General features: G+C 40.4%; 15 protein-coding genes and 1 pseudogene. 9 read left to right on the top strand and 7 right to left on the bottom strand.

Annotated features, from left to right (window positions below):
* Positions 1 to 24 precede the first annotated feature (24 nt).
* From ACE1AT_RS10940 to ACE1AT_RS10925, 4 genes and pseudogenes are all read left to right on the top strand, one after another.
* Positions 25 to 495, top strand: coding sequence for a tetratricopeptide repeat protein (locus tag ACE1AT_RS10940; RefSeq protein ID WP_374868129.1), 471 nt, complete (start codon positions 25 to 27; stop codon positions 493 to 495).
* Between the two features lie 266 nt (positions 496 to 761).
* Positions 762 to 2,428, top strand: a pseudogene (gene cobA, locus ACE1AT_RS10935) (uroporphyrinogen-III C-methyltransferase).
* 87 nt (positions 2,429 to 2,515) lie between these two features.
* Positions 2,516 to 3,097, top strand: coding sequence for a dephospho-CoA kinase (gene coaE / locus ACE1AT_RS10930; RefSeq protein WP_374868127.1), 582 nt, complete (start codon positions 2,516 to 2,518; stop codon positions 3,095 to 3,097).
* A complete protein-coding gene (locus ACE1AT_RS10925; protein WP_374868125.1) occupies positions 3,098 to 3,991 on the top strand; it encodes a LysR family transcriptional regulator in 894 nt (297 codons plus the stop codon).
* A 61-nt stretch (positions 3,992 to 4,052) separates the two neighbouring features.
* Here the strand turns inward: ACE1AT_RS10925 and ACE1AT_RS10920 are convergent, their stop codons facing one another.
* The 4 genes from ACE1AT_RS10920 to ACE1AT_RS10905 all read right to left on the bottom strand — a co-directional run bounded on the left by ACE1AT_RS10920 (position 4,053) and on the right by ACE1AT_RS10905 (position 7,976).
* Positions 4,053 to 4,382 carry a helix-turn-helix domain-containing protein gene (locus ACE1AT_RS10920; RefSeq protein ID WP_374868123.1) on the bottom strand — a complete coding sequence of 110 codons (330 nt, stop codon included), beginning with the start codon at positions 4,380 to 4,382 and terminating at the stop codon, positions 4,053 to 4,055.
* Positions 4,379 to 4,729: a type II toxin-antitoxin system RelE/ParE family toxin gene (locus ACE1AT_RS10915; RefSeq protein WP_374868161.1), complete on the bottom strand. Its 351-nt coding sequence runs from the start codon at positions 4,727 to 4,729 to the stop codon at positions 4,379 to 4,381. Before ACE1AT_RS10915 ends, ACE1AT_RS10920 begins: the two co-directional genes overlap by 4 nt.
* A gap of 213 nt (positions 4,730 to 4,942) precedes the next feature.
* Complete coding sequence (locus ACE1AT_RS10910) at positions 4,943 to 6,130, bottom strand: glycosyltransferase family 4 protein (protein ID WP_374868121.1); 1,188 nt, start codon at positions 6,128 to 6,130, stop codon at positions 4,943 to 4,945.
* A gap of 154 nt (positions 6,131 to 6,284) precedes the next feature.
* Entirely contained in the window at positions 6,285 to 7,976 is a 1,692-nt protein-coding gene (locus tag ACE1AT_RS10905; protein ID WP_374868159.1) for a DUF2079 domain-containing protein, read from the bottom strand.
* A gap of 260 nt (positions 7,977 to 8,236) precedes the next feature.
* On the opposite strand from ACE1AT_RS10905, the gene ACE1AT_RS10900 reads away from it, so the two are divergent.
* Positions 8,237 to 9,631 (top strand): TldD/PmbA family protein, encoded by a 1,395-nt coding sequence (locus tag ACE1AT_RS10900; protein ID WP_374868119.1) that lies wholly within the window; start codon positions 8,237 to 8,239, stop codon positions 9,629 to 9,631.
* A gap of 159 nt (positions 9,632 to 9,790) precedes the next feature.
* Positions 9,791 to 11,575 (top strand): alpha/beta hydrolase, encoded by a 1,785-nt coding sequence (locus ACE1AT_RS10895; RefSeq protein WP_374868117.1) that lies wholly within the window; start codon positions 9,791 to 9,793, stop codon positions 11,573 to 11,575.
* A gap of 76 nt (positions 11,576 to 11,651) precedes the next feature.
* Here ACE1AT_RS10895 and ACE1AT_RS10890 read toward each other — a convergent pair whose 3' ends face one another.
* Entirely contained in the window at positions 11,652 to 12,206 is a 555-nt protein-coding gene (locus ACE1AT_RS10890; RefSeq protein ID WP_374868115.1) for a Uma2 family endonuclease, read from the bottom strand.
* Positions 12,207 to 12,541: 335 nt separating this feature from the next.
* Between ACE1AT_RS10890 and ACE1AT_RS10885 the strand changes: the two genes are divergently transcribed.
* On the top strand, positions 12,542 to 12,721 hold the full coding sequence (locus tag ACE1AT_RS10885) for a hypothetical protein (RefSeq protein ID WP_374868113.1): 180 nt from the start codon (positions 12,542 to 12,544) through the stop codon (positions 12,719 to 12,721).
* Between the two features lie 143 nt (positions 12,722 to 12,864).
* Complete coding sequence (locus ACE1AT_RS10880) at positions 12,865 to 14,031, top strand: cysteine desulfurase family protein (protein ID WP_374868111.1); 1,167 nt, start codon at positions 12,865 to 12,867, stop codon at positions 14,029 to 14,031.
* A gap of 38 nt (positions 14,032 to 14,069) precedes the next feature.
* Here ACE1AT_RS10880 and ACE1AT_RS10875 read toward each other — a convergent pair whose 3' ends face one another.
* Together ACE1AT_RS10875 and ACE1AT_RS10870 are read right to left on the bottom strand one after the other, a co-directional pair.
* Positions 14,070 to 15,359, bottom strand: coding sequence for a S41 family peptidase (locus ACE1AT_RS10875; protein ID WP_374868109.1), 1,290 nt, complete (start codon positions 15,357 to 15,359; stop codon positions 14,070 to 14,072).
* A 337-nt stretch (positions 15,360 to 15,696) separates the two neighbouring features.
* Entirely contained in the window at positions 15,697 to 16,824 is a 1,128-nt protein-coding gene (locus ACE1AT_RS10870) for an ATP-binding protein (protein ID WP_374868107.1), read from the bottom strand.
* 131 nt (positions 16,825 to 16,955) lie between these two features.
* On the opposite strand from ACE1AT_RS10870, the gene ACE1AT_RS10865 reads away from it, so the two are divergent.
* Positions 16,956 to 17,084: a hypothetical protein gene (locus tag ACE1AT_RS10865; RefSeq protein ID WP_374868105.1), complete on the top strand. Its 129-nt coding sequence runs from the start codon at positions 16,956 to 16,958 to the stop codon at positions 17,082 to 17,084.
* Positions 17,085 to 17,152 lie beyond the last annotated feature (68 nt).

The raw sequence follows: 17,152 nt of genomic DNA, 5'->3' as shown, positions 1-17,152 counted from the left end.
ATTAGGATAGGTAGATTAAAAAAGATGGAATTATTTCAAACTACTAACTTCATAGCTGTACTTATAGTTTTAGTCAGTCTGTCTACTCTCATTTATTTGGCTATCAGAACTATCATTACCGATAAACATTTCCAAACAGGAATCACACTTTACCAGCAAAAAGATTTTCCAGGTGCAGAAGCAGCCTTTCGTCAGGTAATCGCGATTAACTCTACTAACGATGTTGTGCATTTATTGTTAGGTGATGCACTGATGCAGCAAGGCAAAATCGAAGCCGCAATTACTGAATTTCAAGATGTGATTGAGCGCGCTCCCAAAAAAGTCGATGCTTATTTACGCCTAGCTCAAGCTTTGATGCAACAACAAAAACCACAGCAAGCAGTTACAGTCTTGCAACAAGCCGAAGCTTTATTTCAAAAGCAGCGCCAGGTTGATAAGGCTGAAAAAATTCAACAGTTACTACAGAAAATTTCTTCAGCAGAAAATAATGCTTAACTTTCCACAGTGGAAACTAGCTGGAATTACAAAATTCAAATATTCACATAAATAGCCAGCCTATGCAAAAATTTTAGCATATCGAAAATGACTAATTTTAACCAAATCCTGAAACGAAATAAAATCGTTAAATAATTGAGAAATACTAGCGCTAAGGTAACATTACTTAACAGATTTAATAATTTTTATAAAGTTGAAAATTTTTCTATTGACTATAAAAAAGATTGATATATCGTAACAAAGCAAGTTGGAAATGCCATATAAACATGACAAATCAACAGGGTAAAGTCTATCTCGTCGGTGCGGGACTACCAGATGTGGCATATCTAACGCTAAAAGCTTATAAGCTTTTAGCGATCGCTCAAGTTTTGGTTTACGATGCCCTTGTCGATGGAGAATTATTGCAGTTAGTACCAGCCGATTGCCTGAAGCTAGATGTAGGCAAGCGTGGTGGTAAACCCAGTACACCCCAAGCAGAAATTAATAATTTACTAATCAAATACTGTCAGCAGGGTAAACAAGTCGTCCGCCTTAAAAGTGGCGATCCGTTTATTTTTGGTCGGTGTAATTCGGAAATGGCTGCTTTGACAGCCGCAGGTTGTGAATTTGAAGTTGTACCAGGAATCTCTTCGGCTTTAGCAGCACCTCTATTAGCAGGAATTCCCCTGACCGATCCACTTGTGAGTCGCTGCTTTGCTGTGTTTACTGCTCATGATCCCGATGCTTTAGATTGGGAGGCGCTATCACGACTGGAAACATTAGTGATTTTGATGGGCGGACAGAACCTAAATCAAGTTATTACACGGTTACAACAACAAGGGCGATCGCCATCTACACCAATTGCAATTATTCTCTGGGCAGGAACTAAAAAACAACAAATTTGGACAGGAACACTCGAAACCATTGTGGAGCAAACCTCAGAAATTTTCCTCTCACCAGCAGTAATTGTAATTGGGGAAGTAGTGGGGTTACGCAGAAACTAACAACCTGAGAATATAGACTTAGACATTCCCAGAATGCACTACTCCCAAACACTATGGCAAGTAACTCCTCCTCTGGCTCTATTGCTGTTCCCACAACTTCCCACTTACCTCTCAACGGTAAAACGATTTTAGTAACACGTTCAGTTGGACAGTCGAGTCAATTTGCAGAACTCTTAACAGCAGCAGGCGCTTATGTTGTGGAAATGCCTGCCTTAGAAATTGGCCCCCCTTCTAGTTGGGAAGCTTTAGATCAGGCGATCGCTCGGTTATCTGAGTTTGACTGGTTAATTCTGACTTCTAGCAACGGTGTCGGCTACTTCTGCGAACGACTGCTGGCTCAGGGTAAAGACATTCGCGCCTTGGCAGAAGTTAAAATAGCCGCAGTCGGTGAAAAAACTGCTCAAACTCTTAGACACCATTGTTTACAACCTGATTTCATCCCACCAGACTTTGTTGCTGACTCCTTAGTCGAACACTTCCCCGAAGAACTTACAGGTAAGAAAATTTTATTTCCCAGAGTCGAAAGCGGCGGACGAGAAATTTTGATTCGAGAACTTAGCGCCAAAGGTGCAGAAGTGATCGAAGTTCCAGCTTATCAATCTTGCTGTCCGAATAATGTTCCTCCGTCAGCAGAACTAGCTTTACAAAGTGGTAATGTTGATGTGATCACTTTTGCCAGTTCCAAAACAGTGCAATTTTTCTATCAACTGGCAGAAAAAATCTTCTCTGGTCACTCATCACAAAGCCAATTATCTGTAGTAGCAGATTCTTTAGAAGGAGTTTGTATTGCTTCTATTGGTCCCCAGACTTCAAACACTTGTCGTTCTCTGTTTGGACGCGTAGATGTCGAAGCCCAAGAATATACACTAGAAGGTTTAACACAAGCACTAATTCAATGGGCAATAGTCAATAGTAGACGCGATGAATCGCGTCTGTACAATAGTCAATAGTCAATTGTCCAGAGAATTTAAAATTAACCAATGACTAATGACCAATGACCATTGTAAAGACGCGATGAATCGCGTCTCTAATGACTAATGACCAAAAAAATCATCGGCTTAACAGGTGGTATTGCTACAGGCAAAACAACAGTTGCCAATTACTTAGCAGATGCTTATGATTTGCCAGTTTTGGATGCGGATATTTATGCCCGACAAGCTGTCTGTGTTGGTTCACCTATTCTCGATGCGATCGCCATTCATTACGGTAATCAAATTTTACTGCCAAATGGTGATCTCAATCGTCAAAAATTAGGTGAAATCATCTTTCATCATCCTGATGAACGCGCTTGGGTAGAGAATTTGATTCATCCTTACGTCCGCGATCGCTTTTTAGCCGAAATTCAAGCATCTACCGCAAAAATACTAGTATTAGTTGTGCCTTTATTATTTGAAGCCGGAATGACCGATTTAGTCACAGAAATTTGGGTGGTGTGTTGTTCCCAGCAGCAGCAATTAGCAAGATTAATGCAGAGAAACAATCTCACATTCGAGCAAGCACAAGCGAGAATTCACAGCCAAATGCCAATCGCAGAAAAAGCCGCGCGTGCTGATGTCGTCTTAGATAATTCCTCCACTTTAGAAGCATTGTTGAAACAAGTTGACCAAGCCCTTTCATGAATGGAACTGCGACACCTACGATACTTTGTGACATTAGCTGAGGAATTGCATTTTGGACGGGCGGCGGAACGCTTACACATCGCTCAACCTCCTCTCAGTCAACAAATTCGTCAGTTAGAGATAGAGTTGGGTTTTCAATTGTTTCACCGCACCAAAAGAACTGTGCAGTTAACCGCAGCTGGACAGGTGTTTTTAGGTGAAGTTCAACAAATTCTCAAGCAGTTAGAACAAGCGGTGCAATTGGGAAGACAAACCAGTCGTGGTTTAGGGGGACAGGTTGTAATTGGCTTTGTCAGTTCTGCGGCGTATAATATATTGCCAACCATCCTGCGGACATTTCGTAGTTACATTCCAGATGTCAATCTCGAATTGCATGAATTAACTACAGATCAACAATTACAATGGTTGCGAGATAACCGAATTGATGTTGGATTTCTGCGTCCACCGGTAGAAGAAGATACTTTTTGCTGGGAAGTTATTTTTTACGAATCCTTAGTCGTGGCGTTACCAGAAACCCATGCGCTAGCTAATCAATCCAGTGTATCACTGTTTTCACTCCAAGGTGAACCCTTCATTTTATTTCCTCGTCCTTTAGCTCCTGGAGTGTATGACTCAATAATTAGTTTTTGCCAGCAAGCCAATTTTAGTCCTATGGTTGCTCAAGAAGCAATTCAGATGCAAACAATTGTGAGTTTAGTTGCAGCAGACATGGGTGTGGCGATTGTACCGGAGTCGCTGCAACATTTGCAAAGAACTGGGGTAGTTTATAAACCAATGCAAGAACCTACACCCAAGGTAGCGCTGGCGATGATTTGGCGACGCAACAATACATCTGCAACAGTGCAGAGGTTTTTGGAAGTAGTCAGACAAGTTGCTGTTGCTTGGAAAGAATAAGGCGATCGCTCTTATCGACTTAACTATAAACTGCGTAGCAGCTTACTATATAAAGTGTCAATTAGTAGCAGATGACACTGGTTTTAGCATAATTACGACTTTCAGGTTTTGGTTTTACTACGATTTCTACATCGTTACCTAATGCATTTAAAAAATAGATTAATCTCTCTGTTGAGAAACCTGCTAATCTACCCCTACTTAATGCTGATATTTTTGGTTGATCAATACCTAAAATTTCGGCTGCTTCAGTTTGAGTTAATTTCCTGGAATTAATAGTTTCGCTGATTTTACGTGCTAGATCAGCTTTTATTAATCTTTCTTCAGGATTAGATAGCCCTAAATCTGCAAATACATTACCACTACCGACATGTACTCTATTATCTTCAGTCATGTCATTTCTCCTTCGATTTTAGTTTGCTCTAAATAATCTTCTTGTGCCTTTTTAAGTCTCTTTTTTATAAGTTCAACATCTTGTTGTGATGTTGCTATACCATGTTTAGATTTTTTTTGAAAAGCATGTAAAAGGTATACAAAACCAGCAAACTTTACAGTGTAGATAGCTCGATATGTGTCTCCATCAAAATTATCTACAACTTCTAAAACCCCACTTCCTTTGAATCCTTTTAAAGGTTTTGCATCAGGATGTTTTTCACCATGTTGAGCTAAGTCAAGAGCATAACCCATTACATCTTGTACATCATCAGGAAATTGCTTTAGGTCATCTAAAGCGCTTCCAATTCATCTAAGAGGTTTTTCTGGCTTTTGGGTCATATGTTCAGTATGCCAAATTTGGCATACTACGTCAATATCAAATTTATAGAGCCACAAATGAAGATAGTAAAATAATTGACCCTCGCCAGTCATCTTGAACTTGTACCGACTTACTTCAACTTGCATATATTAAAGACGCAAAGAAGTATATCTCTGTGCGTCTCATCTGTATTCAAACTCCTACCAAACTACGAGCGATCGCTCATGTACCACTCGCTCATACACCTGTTCTGTTTGCTTACCTAATTTCGGCCAGCTAAAGCGCTGTTCCAAATCTTCGTAAGCATTATCAGTCAACCATTGCCGATATCCGGGGTTTTTTAGCACTTCTAAAATTCCCCACGCTAGAGAATCAGGATTATTAGTATACGTGATAATACCTGTTTTTGTATGTTGTACTACTTCAGGAAAACCACCAGTATCAGATACAACTACGGGTACACGAGAAGCAAAACTTTCTAAAGCTACAATTCCAAAGGGTTCGTAAAGGCTGGGGAAAACAGCACAATCAGCGATGGTTTGAAATTTATCTAAGTATTCATCAGACATAAAGCCTGTGAAATAACATTTATCCCAAATGCCTGTATCCCAAGCTTGTTTTTTGAGATGATCAGTATTGCCACCACCGATAATTACAAACTTAACATAACCACCCATTTCCCACAAAACTTTAGGAGCCGCAGCAAGCAGCGAAGATACACCTTTTTCGTAGGTCATGCGACCAACATAGTAAACTATTTTTTCGCCATCTTTAGCAAATTGACGACGAAAATCTAAAGCATGAAAATCTTCGTGGTGACGTTTCTTTTCTGGACGAATACCGTTATAAATAACGTCAATTTTATCCCAAGGACTGTGTAAGGCTCGTTCTACTTCCCGGCGCATGTAGTCGGTGCAAACGATAACCCGCCAAGCGTTGTAGGCTAATAATTCTTCTTTACCACTTATATAACGTTGTGTACCAGTATAAATACCGTTGTAGCGCCCGTGTTCAGTAGCGTGGATTGTAGCAATCAAAGGAACTTTAAAGGTATGCTTGAGAGCGATCGCTGCATCTGCGACTAACCAATCATGAGCATGGATGATATCAAAAGGGCCTTCCTCCGCAATTAACTTTCCACCATGACTACCCATACTTTGGTTCATGTTTACTACCCAGTGGAAAAAGTCGTTCCCACCAGCTACAGGAATCCGATGCACACACACCCCTTCCACTAATTCATACATGGGTGCATGACCAAATTCAGGTGTGATCAGATGAACTTCATGTCCTAACTTGACGAGTTCAGGATACAACTCTGAGACATGACGCGCAATTCCTCCAACAATACGGGGCGGAAATTCCCAACTCAGTACTAGTATTTTCATTGGATGCAATCCCCCAAGCCTTTACATTTCTCTAAAATTTGTCTGTCATTGGTCATTAGTCATTAGTCATTAGTCATTAGTCATTAGTCATTAGTCATTTGTCATTAGTCATTTGTCATTAGTCATTAGTCATTAGTCATTGGGCATGAATCAGTTAACAGTTTAATTTGATAACTGATAACTGATAACTGACAAGTCTCCCGTGTCCTCCTTGTCCCCGATCCCCTTTAGCCAACTCTTGCCGGAATTGTAACCAAGCTGCTGTTGCTTGTGTGTCCGAACTGGCAGCTTTTTTTAAGAGAATGACGCCATCTTGAAAGCTAATGATTCCATATTCGCGATTATTGGTAAGCTGGTCAATCAGTGGTACTAAATCTTTTAATAAACGGCGATCGCTCTTAAATGCAGCTTGATATTTTTGTAATTGCCAAAGATCAGCGATCGCATAATCTACTTTGATCACTTCTTGAGCATCATTACGTAGTTCTAAAGCAGGTAAACGTACGATTTCTCGCCGACTAGAAAGATGGGGAACCAAATAAGTTGTTGCAGATACACTAGCATCAGAGGGAATTTGTGCCAGCAAGGGACGCATTTGATTTACATGCTGCCATTGTTCTGGCAATGACACATATACTAGTGGTTTTACGGAATCAGGAATCACAAAGTAAAAAGTGCGATTTGGATTAGATGTGAAGCTAAAAACCAAAGATAGACAAATACAACCTATCCACAAGCGGCGAAATGAAGGTTTAAATTTTTGCTGACGCTGTGACCACCAGAGAATAGAGCCGTAAAATAATCCTGGGACTACACTTAAGGCATAACGAATCGTAATCGAAAGAACAGATTCACCCCGGCTAATGAATAATTGCAATAATGGAAAGCCAGCTATCATCCAAGAACCAGGTGCAACAGCAGGTACAAATGCTAAGGGCAACCACTGACCGAGTAAATACTTAATTGTCCCATTTACAGGTGTGATTAATTCAACCAATAATTGCACAGGGTTACTAATCATGCCCCGAATAATATCTAAAGTCGAACCTTCATCTCCATCAATATATTGTCCAAATCGTTCGATCGCAAATCGACGTGAAGCATCTTCAGAAAACAGAGGCATGATTTTATTAGTCAGCACCAATATGTAACCAAAACTGAGAATACACACAGCAACGCCAGCACGAGGAAAGCGTTGACTCAAAATCATGTAAACTCCCACCCCAAATAATCCTATACCTGCATCTTCCCGTACAGCTACAATCAAAACTGCCATCAACCAAAATAACCACCACCAGCGTTTTTCCATTGCTAGCAGCAGGGTAAATACAAACAGAGGAATCTGGCAAATGTCGTGAAAGTTACTTAGAGTCGGACCGATCACCGCATTAGCACCGTAAAAGCTGGCGGTAATCATGATTGCTAATGGTGGTTGGAGATATTGCCTAGCGAGTACATATAGCACTAAACCCGCCACCGTGATCAATGTGACTTGCAAAACAGTCAAAGTGGCGGGAGAGGGAAATAAAGCGTAAATTGGTAGCCATAGCAACAACGCTGGTGTGAAGTGTTGACCAAGGCGATGGTAATATACTGTGGCAATTTCCCCAGCATGAACTACATTTGTAGAAAGACTCGAAGAAAGAGAACTTTGAAAAAAGCGACCATGCAGATTATTCCAAAAAACTTGGTTAAAAATGCCTTGGTCGAAGGAAGCGTAAAAACTATAGTAGCGGTGCAGAGTAAATAACAGACACAGGAAGAAAAATATTCCTGCCAACAGCAAAACATTTTTACTGGCATTACCTGCCTCTAATTTAAAGATTTTTGGCAGCTTTTCTTGCATTTTTAACCACATCAAGGATAAATAATCAAGGCTTTCTGTACGCCCTATGGCGATCGCATTAAAAAAGAATACAGGATAAACGAGCAAAAAAATCTACTTCTGACTTGAAAGTGGGTCTAGGGGTGTAAGGGTATGGGGGTGTAGGAAGAATCCTATTTTCATGCTTGGCAATGAAATGTTTTTATTCGATCTGCCTTTTCCTTTCCCGTTCACACTTTATTGGAGAATAAATTCAAGTCGTCGTTGTTCCTAGCTGTCAAATGCCTAGCTTACTTGTAGATGTGCAGAATTTGCTTTCTGACTTACTTCAGCGCTATTCATCGCGGGTAGATTATTTAATGATTCGCCTAGAAGAAGCTGAAGGTACAGATATCTTTTTGCGTGGCGAAAAAGTCGAAACCCTCAGCGAAGCTATCTCCATTGGTGGACATATTCGTGCTGCTTATAAAGGTGGATGGGGATTCAGCAGTTTCAACCACTTGACAACAATTGCTGAACGCATCGAAGAAGCAATTGCTGCGGCTCGCATGGTTGGTGATGAAGAAACTGTACTTGCCCCTATTGAAGCAGTGCAAGCAGTCTGTCAATTACCTTTAACAGGTACTAATCCCCGCTATATTTCCTTGACTCGCAAAAAAGAATTGTGCGATCGCTATTGTGATCTCCTTAAAAGTGTAGATCATTGCATCACCACCACATCTGTACGCTACAGTGATACCAGCCAACGGGTGATCATCGCTACTAGTGAAGGTGCTTTCATTGAACAATCTTGGGTAGATATGGAAATGCGTTTTGCTGCCACAGCCAGAGATGATAATACTGTCCAAACTGGTAGAGAAACCATCGGTTCTCGCCAAGGTTTTGAAGATTTAATTAATCTAGACACCCAAGTCAAAAGTGCCGCCCAAAGAGCAGTAGCAGCCTTAACACTGCCATCAGTCAAAGGTAATACCTACACTGTAGTTATTGATCCCATTCTCACAGGTTTATTTGTTCACGAAGCCTTTGGACATCTTTCAGAAGCAGACATGGCTTACGAAAACCCAGATTTGCTGGAAGTGATGACGATTGGACGCAGGTTTGGCCCAAAAGAATTGCAAATTTTTGATGGTGCAGCCCCAAATGGACATAGAGGTAGTTATTTATATGATGATGAAGGGACACCTGCGACAACTACGCAGTTAATTCAAGATGGAATATTAGTCGGAAGATTACATTCTCGCGAAACCGCAGGTAAATTAGGAGAAGCAGCAACAGGTAACGCTAGATGTCTTAATTATCACTATGCACCCATTGTTCGCATGACCAACACATGGATCGAAAAAGGTAAAACACCTGTAGCTGATTTATTTAGTGGTATCAAAGAAGGAGTTTACGCCCGTAACTGGCTGGGTGGAATGACTAACGGCGAAATGTTCACCTTTAGCGCTGGGGAAGCTTGGATGATTAGAAATGGAAAAATAGCTGAACCAGTCAAAGATGTAACTCTTTCAGGAAACGTATTTCAAACTTTGACAGATATAGAAGCAATTGGTGACGACTTTTACTGGGACGAATCCGGTGGTTGTGGTAAAGGTGGACAAAATGGTTTATCTGTAGGTTGTGGCGGGCCAAGTCTGCGAATACGCGATGTGGTTGTTGGGGGAGAAGCGTAATAGGGATCGGGGATTGGGGATTGGTAATCGGGGACAAGGGAGACAACTTATCAGTTATCAGTTATCAAATTAAACTGGTAACTGTTAACTGTTAACTGATTTATGCCCAATTTAGCTAAATTCGCGTATTCCTAGTAAAAAATAGGTGAGGGTGTTTTAATGTCAAATTTAGAATTTGCTCAAAAAATATCCAAAAGCGTAGATAAATTTAGATTAATTATCAAAAATAATCCAAAGAGTGGATTTCCGCAACCCAGATGTCGAAAAGTATTCCTAATCCAAACTCCAAAATCCAAAATCCAAAATCGAATCGGGCGGTTCTGTAGTGCTTTTGCGATCGCCACTTGTTTGATACCTACTCTCATTCCCTGTCCTGTGTGGAGTGCAGAACGCTTAACCTTATCCTACGGTCTGTTGGAGCGTTCAATACGAGTTAAATCTTTAGAAGAGTATGCCAGAACAGGTAAAATAGATGACGATTTAGCTGCGTATTTTCAGTATGCACCTAAAGAACAACTACAGCAGATTAAAGAAGTATTGTTGACTCCTATTCCCTTGAATGCGGTACAAGTTTCGCAGTTTCTCTACACACCAATTGGCGAGAGATTGCTGAAAGATTTAGCAACACTGATTGAGGGTGATAGTCGGGCTACTGGTTTATACGGAATTCGTGCAGCCTTAATTTTAGCTGCGGCTGAACCGGAAGGTTTAACTTTATTGAATGTACTACGGAAATTTCCCTCAAGTCAGATTGCGATTAATTTAGCCCGCGCTCTAGAGTTAGCCAACCTAGCCCAGAATTTTTTAAATCAGACTCAAAAAGCGATCGCACTGATTGAAAAAGAAGCTAGCCAAGAAGTAACGACTAATTCCGCCGAGAATACCAATACCACCATAAACTTACTGCAACCAGGGCCTTATAAATGGCAAAAGCAAACAATTGACCTCAATGACACCTCTCGGAATCGTACATACCCGGCTGACATTTACTTACCACAAATTTCTAGCCCTAGACCAGTGATTGTCATCTCCCACGGACTTGGTTCTGATCGAACCAGCTTTGTTTACTTAGCTGAACATCTAGTTTCCTATGGATTTGTGGTTGCAGTCCCAGAACATCCTGGTAGCAACGCGGCGCAGTTACAAGCCCTATTATCAGGTAGATCAGCAGAAATTACTAGTCCCAGAGAATTTATTGATCGACCTTTAGATGTGAAGTTTCTTTTGGATCAACTCAGTAAACTTTCTCAGTCCAATCCAATTTTTCAAGGACGCTTGAATTTGGAAGAAGTAGGCGTGATTGGTCAATCTTTTGGAGGTTACACAGCTTTAGCATTAGCAGGCGCGCCGATTAACTTTCCCCAAATCCAAAAAAGTTGTCCACCTTCAAAAGATACCCTCAATGTCTCACTTTTGCTTCAGTGCTTGACTGCGGAATTACCCTTAACTAATCAGTATGATCTGTCTGATTCACGGATTAAAGCAGCGATCGCTATTAACCCAATTGATAGTATTGTTCTTGGCAAAGACAGTCTCAGTCAAATTAAAATACCAGTGATGATTGTCAGCAGTAGTAAAGATACAGCAGCTCCAGCTTTACCAGAACAAATTCAACCTTTTACTTGGTTAACAACTGCCAACAAATATTTAGCATTAATTATTAATGGTACACACTTTTCGACAATTGGAGAATCACCAAACGATGCTATTGCGTTTCCAGAACAAGTGATCGGCCCAAATCCAGCTTTAGCACAACGCTATGTTAAATTTTTAGGTCTATCTTTTTTCCAAACCTATGTTGCTAATCAGCCAAATTACTTGCCTTATCTGAGTGGAAATTATATTAACAGAATTAGTCAGCAACCATTACCACTGTCATTAGTGCGATCGCTCGATTTAAATACCACTAATACTTCCCAAGTCCAACTCAGTAGTAATAAATAGCACCAATCCTAAAATATAAGCTTGTAGTGAGTGCTTCAGCACTCATAACCACACCACTAACGTAAACCAACAGACACTATTCAAACACAGGCGGCCATAACTCAGAAATTACAATTTCCCAACCAGGAAATAACTCAGGAATAGCTAACTTACCCTCACCTGCTAAAAATTCCATTTCACCATTTGGACGATACACACTCACAGTTAATTCATCTGGATTGATCAATATCCCAACCTGCGCTCCTAATTCCAAAAATAGCTTAATTTTTTCTTCAATCGGACGAATACGGTCTGTTTTCGATTTAATTTCTACTACCAAATCTGGAACCAAATTAGCAAAATCACGCACAGTACGTTTTAATCTTGCTGCTGATACAAAAGAAACATCTGGCGCTCTTAAATCTGTGTTGGGCATAATAAATCCACCACTAGAATCAAAAATCCTTCCAAGTCGTCGGGGCTTAACCCAGTTACCCAGCAGTCTGATAAATTCAGCACCTATTTCACTTGATTCAATATCTGACGGTCCCATTACAACGATGTTTCCTTGCTGTAATTCTAGTTGGTAGTCACGTTGTTCTTCTTGCAGGTTTTCTTGCAGTTTTTCTAAATCCTGAATGGTGAGAGTCATAGTAACCTCCACAGTGTCTCATTGCCATTTTATCTTTATTTACTCATTGCCGTAAAGTTATAATTCTACAATAATTAAACCTCGTCCATCTTGAAAAGAGGAGTTTTTCAAAAAGCACATTATGTAGGTTGGGTGTAGCGACAGCGAAACCCAACCTACAAAACTACAGTTCTCAAAGTAGACGTGGTTTAATAGTACTTTTTTAATTTCATAACTTATAGTTCAAGTCATTAGAATATGCAGGATAAATTGTACGGGGACGCATTGATGTCTTAGTTATCAAACAACAGTTTTGCTTACTTGTAATTGAGTCTAAAAGTGCAGGATTTTATCTTTTGACAGCCATACCACAAGCTTTGGCTTATATGCTGAGTAATCCTAATCCTAAGCGACCAGCTTTTGGATTAGTATTGAATGGCAGTGATTTTATTTTCTTGAAATTGACTAAACAAGATTCACCTATATATGCTTTGTCTGATGAATTTGCACTTTTAAAGCGGGAAAACGAATTATAGCGGTTCTCGACCTAGTGAGGTACGTTTTCAAAGCTATTAACTTTATTAAGAAGGATTGGGGTATACCTCAGTTGCTTAGGAAACGCTATATACAAATTTCTTAGTATATTAAAAAATATCAGTCAAATTTTAATTGAATAATTATGTCTCATCGTCCTATTTATCTCGATAACCACGCCACCACGCCTGTTGATGAAGGAGTACTAGCAGCAATGCTACCCTATTTCACCGATCATTTTGGCAACCCTTCTAGCATCAATCATGTTTACGGTTGGGAAACCGAAGCAGCTGTCAAAAAATCACGAGAAATATTAGCAGCAGCCATCAACGCTACGCCAGAAGAAATTGTTTTTACTAGTGGTGCAACAGAAGCCAATAATTTAGCTATCAAAGGAGTTGCAGAAGCTTATTTTCAAAAAGGTCAGCATATTATTACTGTTGCTACTGAACATAATGCTGTGCTTGATCCTTGTAAATATCTGCAAACTCTCGGTTTTGAAATTACAATTCTCCCTGTTCAAAAAAACGGACTCATAGATTTAACTCAATTAGAAAAAGCCTTTCGTCCTGACACAATTTTAGTTTCGGTGATGGCTGCAAATAACGAAATTGGAGTATTACAACCATTGGCGGAAATTGGTGAAATGTGTCGGGAACGTGGTGTAATTTTTCATAGTGATGCTGCTCAAGCTATTGGTAAAATTCCTCTAGATGTACAGGCAATGCAAATTGACCTGATGTCATTCACAGCACATAAACTCTACGGGCCCAAGGGGATCGGTGCATTGTACGTCCGACGCCGCAACCCCAGAGTACAACTAGCTCCCCAGCAACACGGCGGTGGACATGAACGGGGAATGCGTTCTGGTACTTTGTATACACCGCAAATCGTCGGATTTGGTAAGGCGGTAGAAATAGCTTTGCAAGTACAGGCTACAGAAAATCAATACCTCACCCAACTCCGACAAAGATTATGGGAGCAACTTTCTCAGTTAGAGGGAATTTGTCTCAATGGTCATCATACTCAGCGATTAGCAGGAAATTTGAATATTAGTATTGAGGGGGTAGATGGAGCGGCATTGCTGTTAGGATTGCAACCAGTTATGGCAGTATCTTCGGGTTCGGCTTGCTCTTCAGCAACCACTGCACCTTCTCATGTTCTCATAGCCTTGGGACATACAGAACAATTAGCTTATGCGTCACTAAGATTCGGTATTGGTAGGTTTAATACAGCAGAGGAGATAGAGCAAGTAGCACAACACACTATTTCTACGATTCAAAGTTTAAGGAAGCAGAAAACATTAGTGTGAAAAGTTGTGGAGTTTTGAAACGCAGAGTCATTTTGTATTCAGTCTCTTTGCTTAATAGCCCCTAGTACAGCTTCTATGGCTCGTTCTTTTTGTGGGTCTGCACCTTGAGCATATTCTAATGGCAAGGGAACGTTGATATCTGGTGTCACGCCTTTACCTTCTAATCTTTGATTTCCGTTTACAAATACATCCGCAACTGCTACATAAAGTAAGCTACCATCCTGCATAAAAAAAGGACGACCAGCAACCACTGCTCCGGCTGTTTTGGTACCAATTACAGGCCCAATTTTATGTTGCTGAAAGCCATAAGCATAAATTTCTTTGCTACTTCTGCTTCCCTCGTTGATCACCATCGCTACTGGTTTTTTCCACTGAGATATATAAGTATACTTTTTACCATCACGAGAAACACTAGTGACACTTGGTCCTGTTTCAGCAGTGAAAAGGTTAAGAGAATTGACATCTCCTCCACCCCAACCGTCTCTAAAGTCTAAAACTAACCCATCTGCATCTTTGAGACGACCATAAATCATTTCTGATTGCAGCTGCTGTTGGTCTTCGTTGGCTGCGTGTGACCAAATATGAATATAGCCAATTTTCTTACCTTCCCGTTGTATGTTTTGGATGCTGGCTTGTTGAGCATCGATAAACATGGTTTTAGCATCATAAATTTTGGGTGCGATCGCAATCTCTGTTTGACTATTTGTTTTGGCTGAACGTTGAATTAATAATTTGACTTCTTCTCCTGCTTTTCCTTTAAAAGATTGTATGGGTTGATAAGGATGACCATCGACATTGAGAATTTGATCGCCAATTTTTAACCCTGCGGCGGCGGCGGGACTTTTCTCAAGAATGCTACTAACATATGTTTTGCCGTTGATGTTTTTCGTAAATACACCAATGTGAGTGTATTCTATTTTGCCTTTAGGCAAGAATTTTGCTAGCTGTTTTTGTAATTCACCACTTCTAGGTACAAAAATACCTAAAATCTGATAGTAAGCAGGCTCATCTTGGGTGTAGTAGCGGGTGTGAGAAGTTTGCAATTCGCCAAGCATCTGATTGATAATCGCTGCAAATTCTTGGTTAGATTTGGTTTGCATGGCTTGAGATTTGTACTTTTCCCGCATTGCTTTCCAGTTCACACCATTAAATTTTGGATCGTAAAAGTTATCATTGACGCTTTGCCAAACTTGTTCAAAAATTTTAGTTTCAGGTTTAGCAAGTGTCTTTGGTAATGGGGAGACGAGCCAAAACAGGAGCAATACAGAAAAACTGATCAGCGTTACTGTAGTCAATTTAAGTAAACTAGATAGTTTATATCTTTTCATAAAAATATTTATATTTATTAGTTACTTTTATATTAAATTAATAATTAAACTGCCTCAAATTAGGCTTGTGATCAAATTAGTGTTTCATCGCATTAAGTTCTGATAGCTTCGTAAGTAATACCAATTCTTCGTGAAGCTGCATAGAATTTTACCCCTCCCCCAACCCCTCCCCGCTTGCGGGGAGGGGTGGCGAAGCCGGGGTGGGGTCTTTGTATGCGTCTTCATATAGAATTGGTATAAGCACCAAGCGTGTTTAAATATTTAAGGACTGATTGAGGACTGTACGGGCAGCGTTCCCGCAGGGTAGTCCTCACTACAAACGCATAACCCGTGAGAATTAACTCAATCTGTGCCGCAACCATAAAGCTAGTAACGGCATCGCCAACTTATAAGCTTGCTCTGCACCGTAAATCAAACCTTTGTGCTGTAAACCAGTCAGCGCACCTTGTAAGCTACCACCTCTAGAAAGACCATGTTTTTGAATATAATCTTTACTTTGTGGTTTTTCTGTGGGGTCTAAGGCTAAACATTCCAAAAGATGCACTTGATTGGCTGGTAGAATCATCAGTAAGGATTCGTAAGTCATCGACAAGTCTTTGAGCAATCCTTCAATTGCCTCTGTTACATCTTGTTCAGTAATGAAACTATCAGGCAGACATGAAGTTTGCAGACGACGAATCAGTGCCATTGCATCACCAATGTGTCCTTGTACAGCATCTAAAAATAGTGGTAGTGCTTTGGAACGAGGATCAAATGTTAGTCTCCGTACGTGTAGCATTTCCCTAGCCCACACGGCTAAGATGTCTCTGGCTAAGGGGGGCAATTGCAAAATTTCTAAAGGATAATCATGTTCATCTGAGTGGTGACTTGTTTCAGCGATAGTTGCTATTAAAACATAGTTAACATCAGTGTCATGATTGATTTTGCGCCGGAATGTCGCTTCCCATAAACTATTGCGATCCCAAGAACGAATATGAGGGAAACTATGCAAAATCAGCACTAACCGCTTTTGTAAATCTATAGCCATGATTTGGGGCAACTCTAACAACAGCTCAAATGCCTGCCATAGCTGCTTTTGGTTAAGAGAACGCGACAGCTTGAGTTTTTTTTCTACATCGAAGATAAAAAACTCACTAGCACAGTGATTTACCCAATTTTCAATTTTGGCTATTTCCCAGTTTTGGCTAATAGCTTCTGCTAGCAGTTGTAAAAATCTTTCGCCATCTGTGGCGCGAATACAATCTATCTCCAGTACAACTGCTCCAACTTCTTGCGCTCCTCCCTTGACTAAGGTACGCCTGCCACTACCAGGTACACCGGTAATTAATAAATCACCATCTTCTGACAACACTTCGACAATACGCTGATACTCTGCTGATCGCCCAATCAATTGCAACGGAGTAGACAAATCCAGACTCACAACTTTTTCGCCTTCGGGTTTAATCCTCACTGTAATGGCAAGCATACTCGATTTTTGGACAACCATTGATAGGAATTATAGTAATTATTTAATTTTTAATTAGTGCTTAATATTCTAAAACACTAATTAATAGTGTTATTGTTAACATAACACTTATTAATCGAAACTAAATAATTATGGTTCAAGCTGCATCTAGCGTTACTACACCAGGAGATAGACAGCAGGACATTTGGCATTCTTTGGAAATTGGAGAGGCGATTCTCCCAAAGGGGAGACGCTACGCGATCGCACACAACCAAGGATGAAAATATTACTCCTCCTACACCCCACACCCTTACACCCTTTTTCAAACCCCTACCCAACAGGCAATTCC

Source organism: Pelatocladus sp. BLCC-F211, from assembly GCF_041928655.1.
In the GTDB taxonomy this organism is placed as follows: domain Bacteria; phylum Cyanobacteriota; class Cyanobacteriia; order Cyanobacteriales; family Nostocaceae; genus Pelatocladus.
Note: the sequence above shows the minus strand (reverse complement) of the source record. Positions and strands in the feature narration are given on the sequence as shown.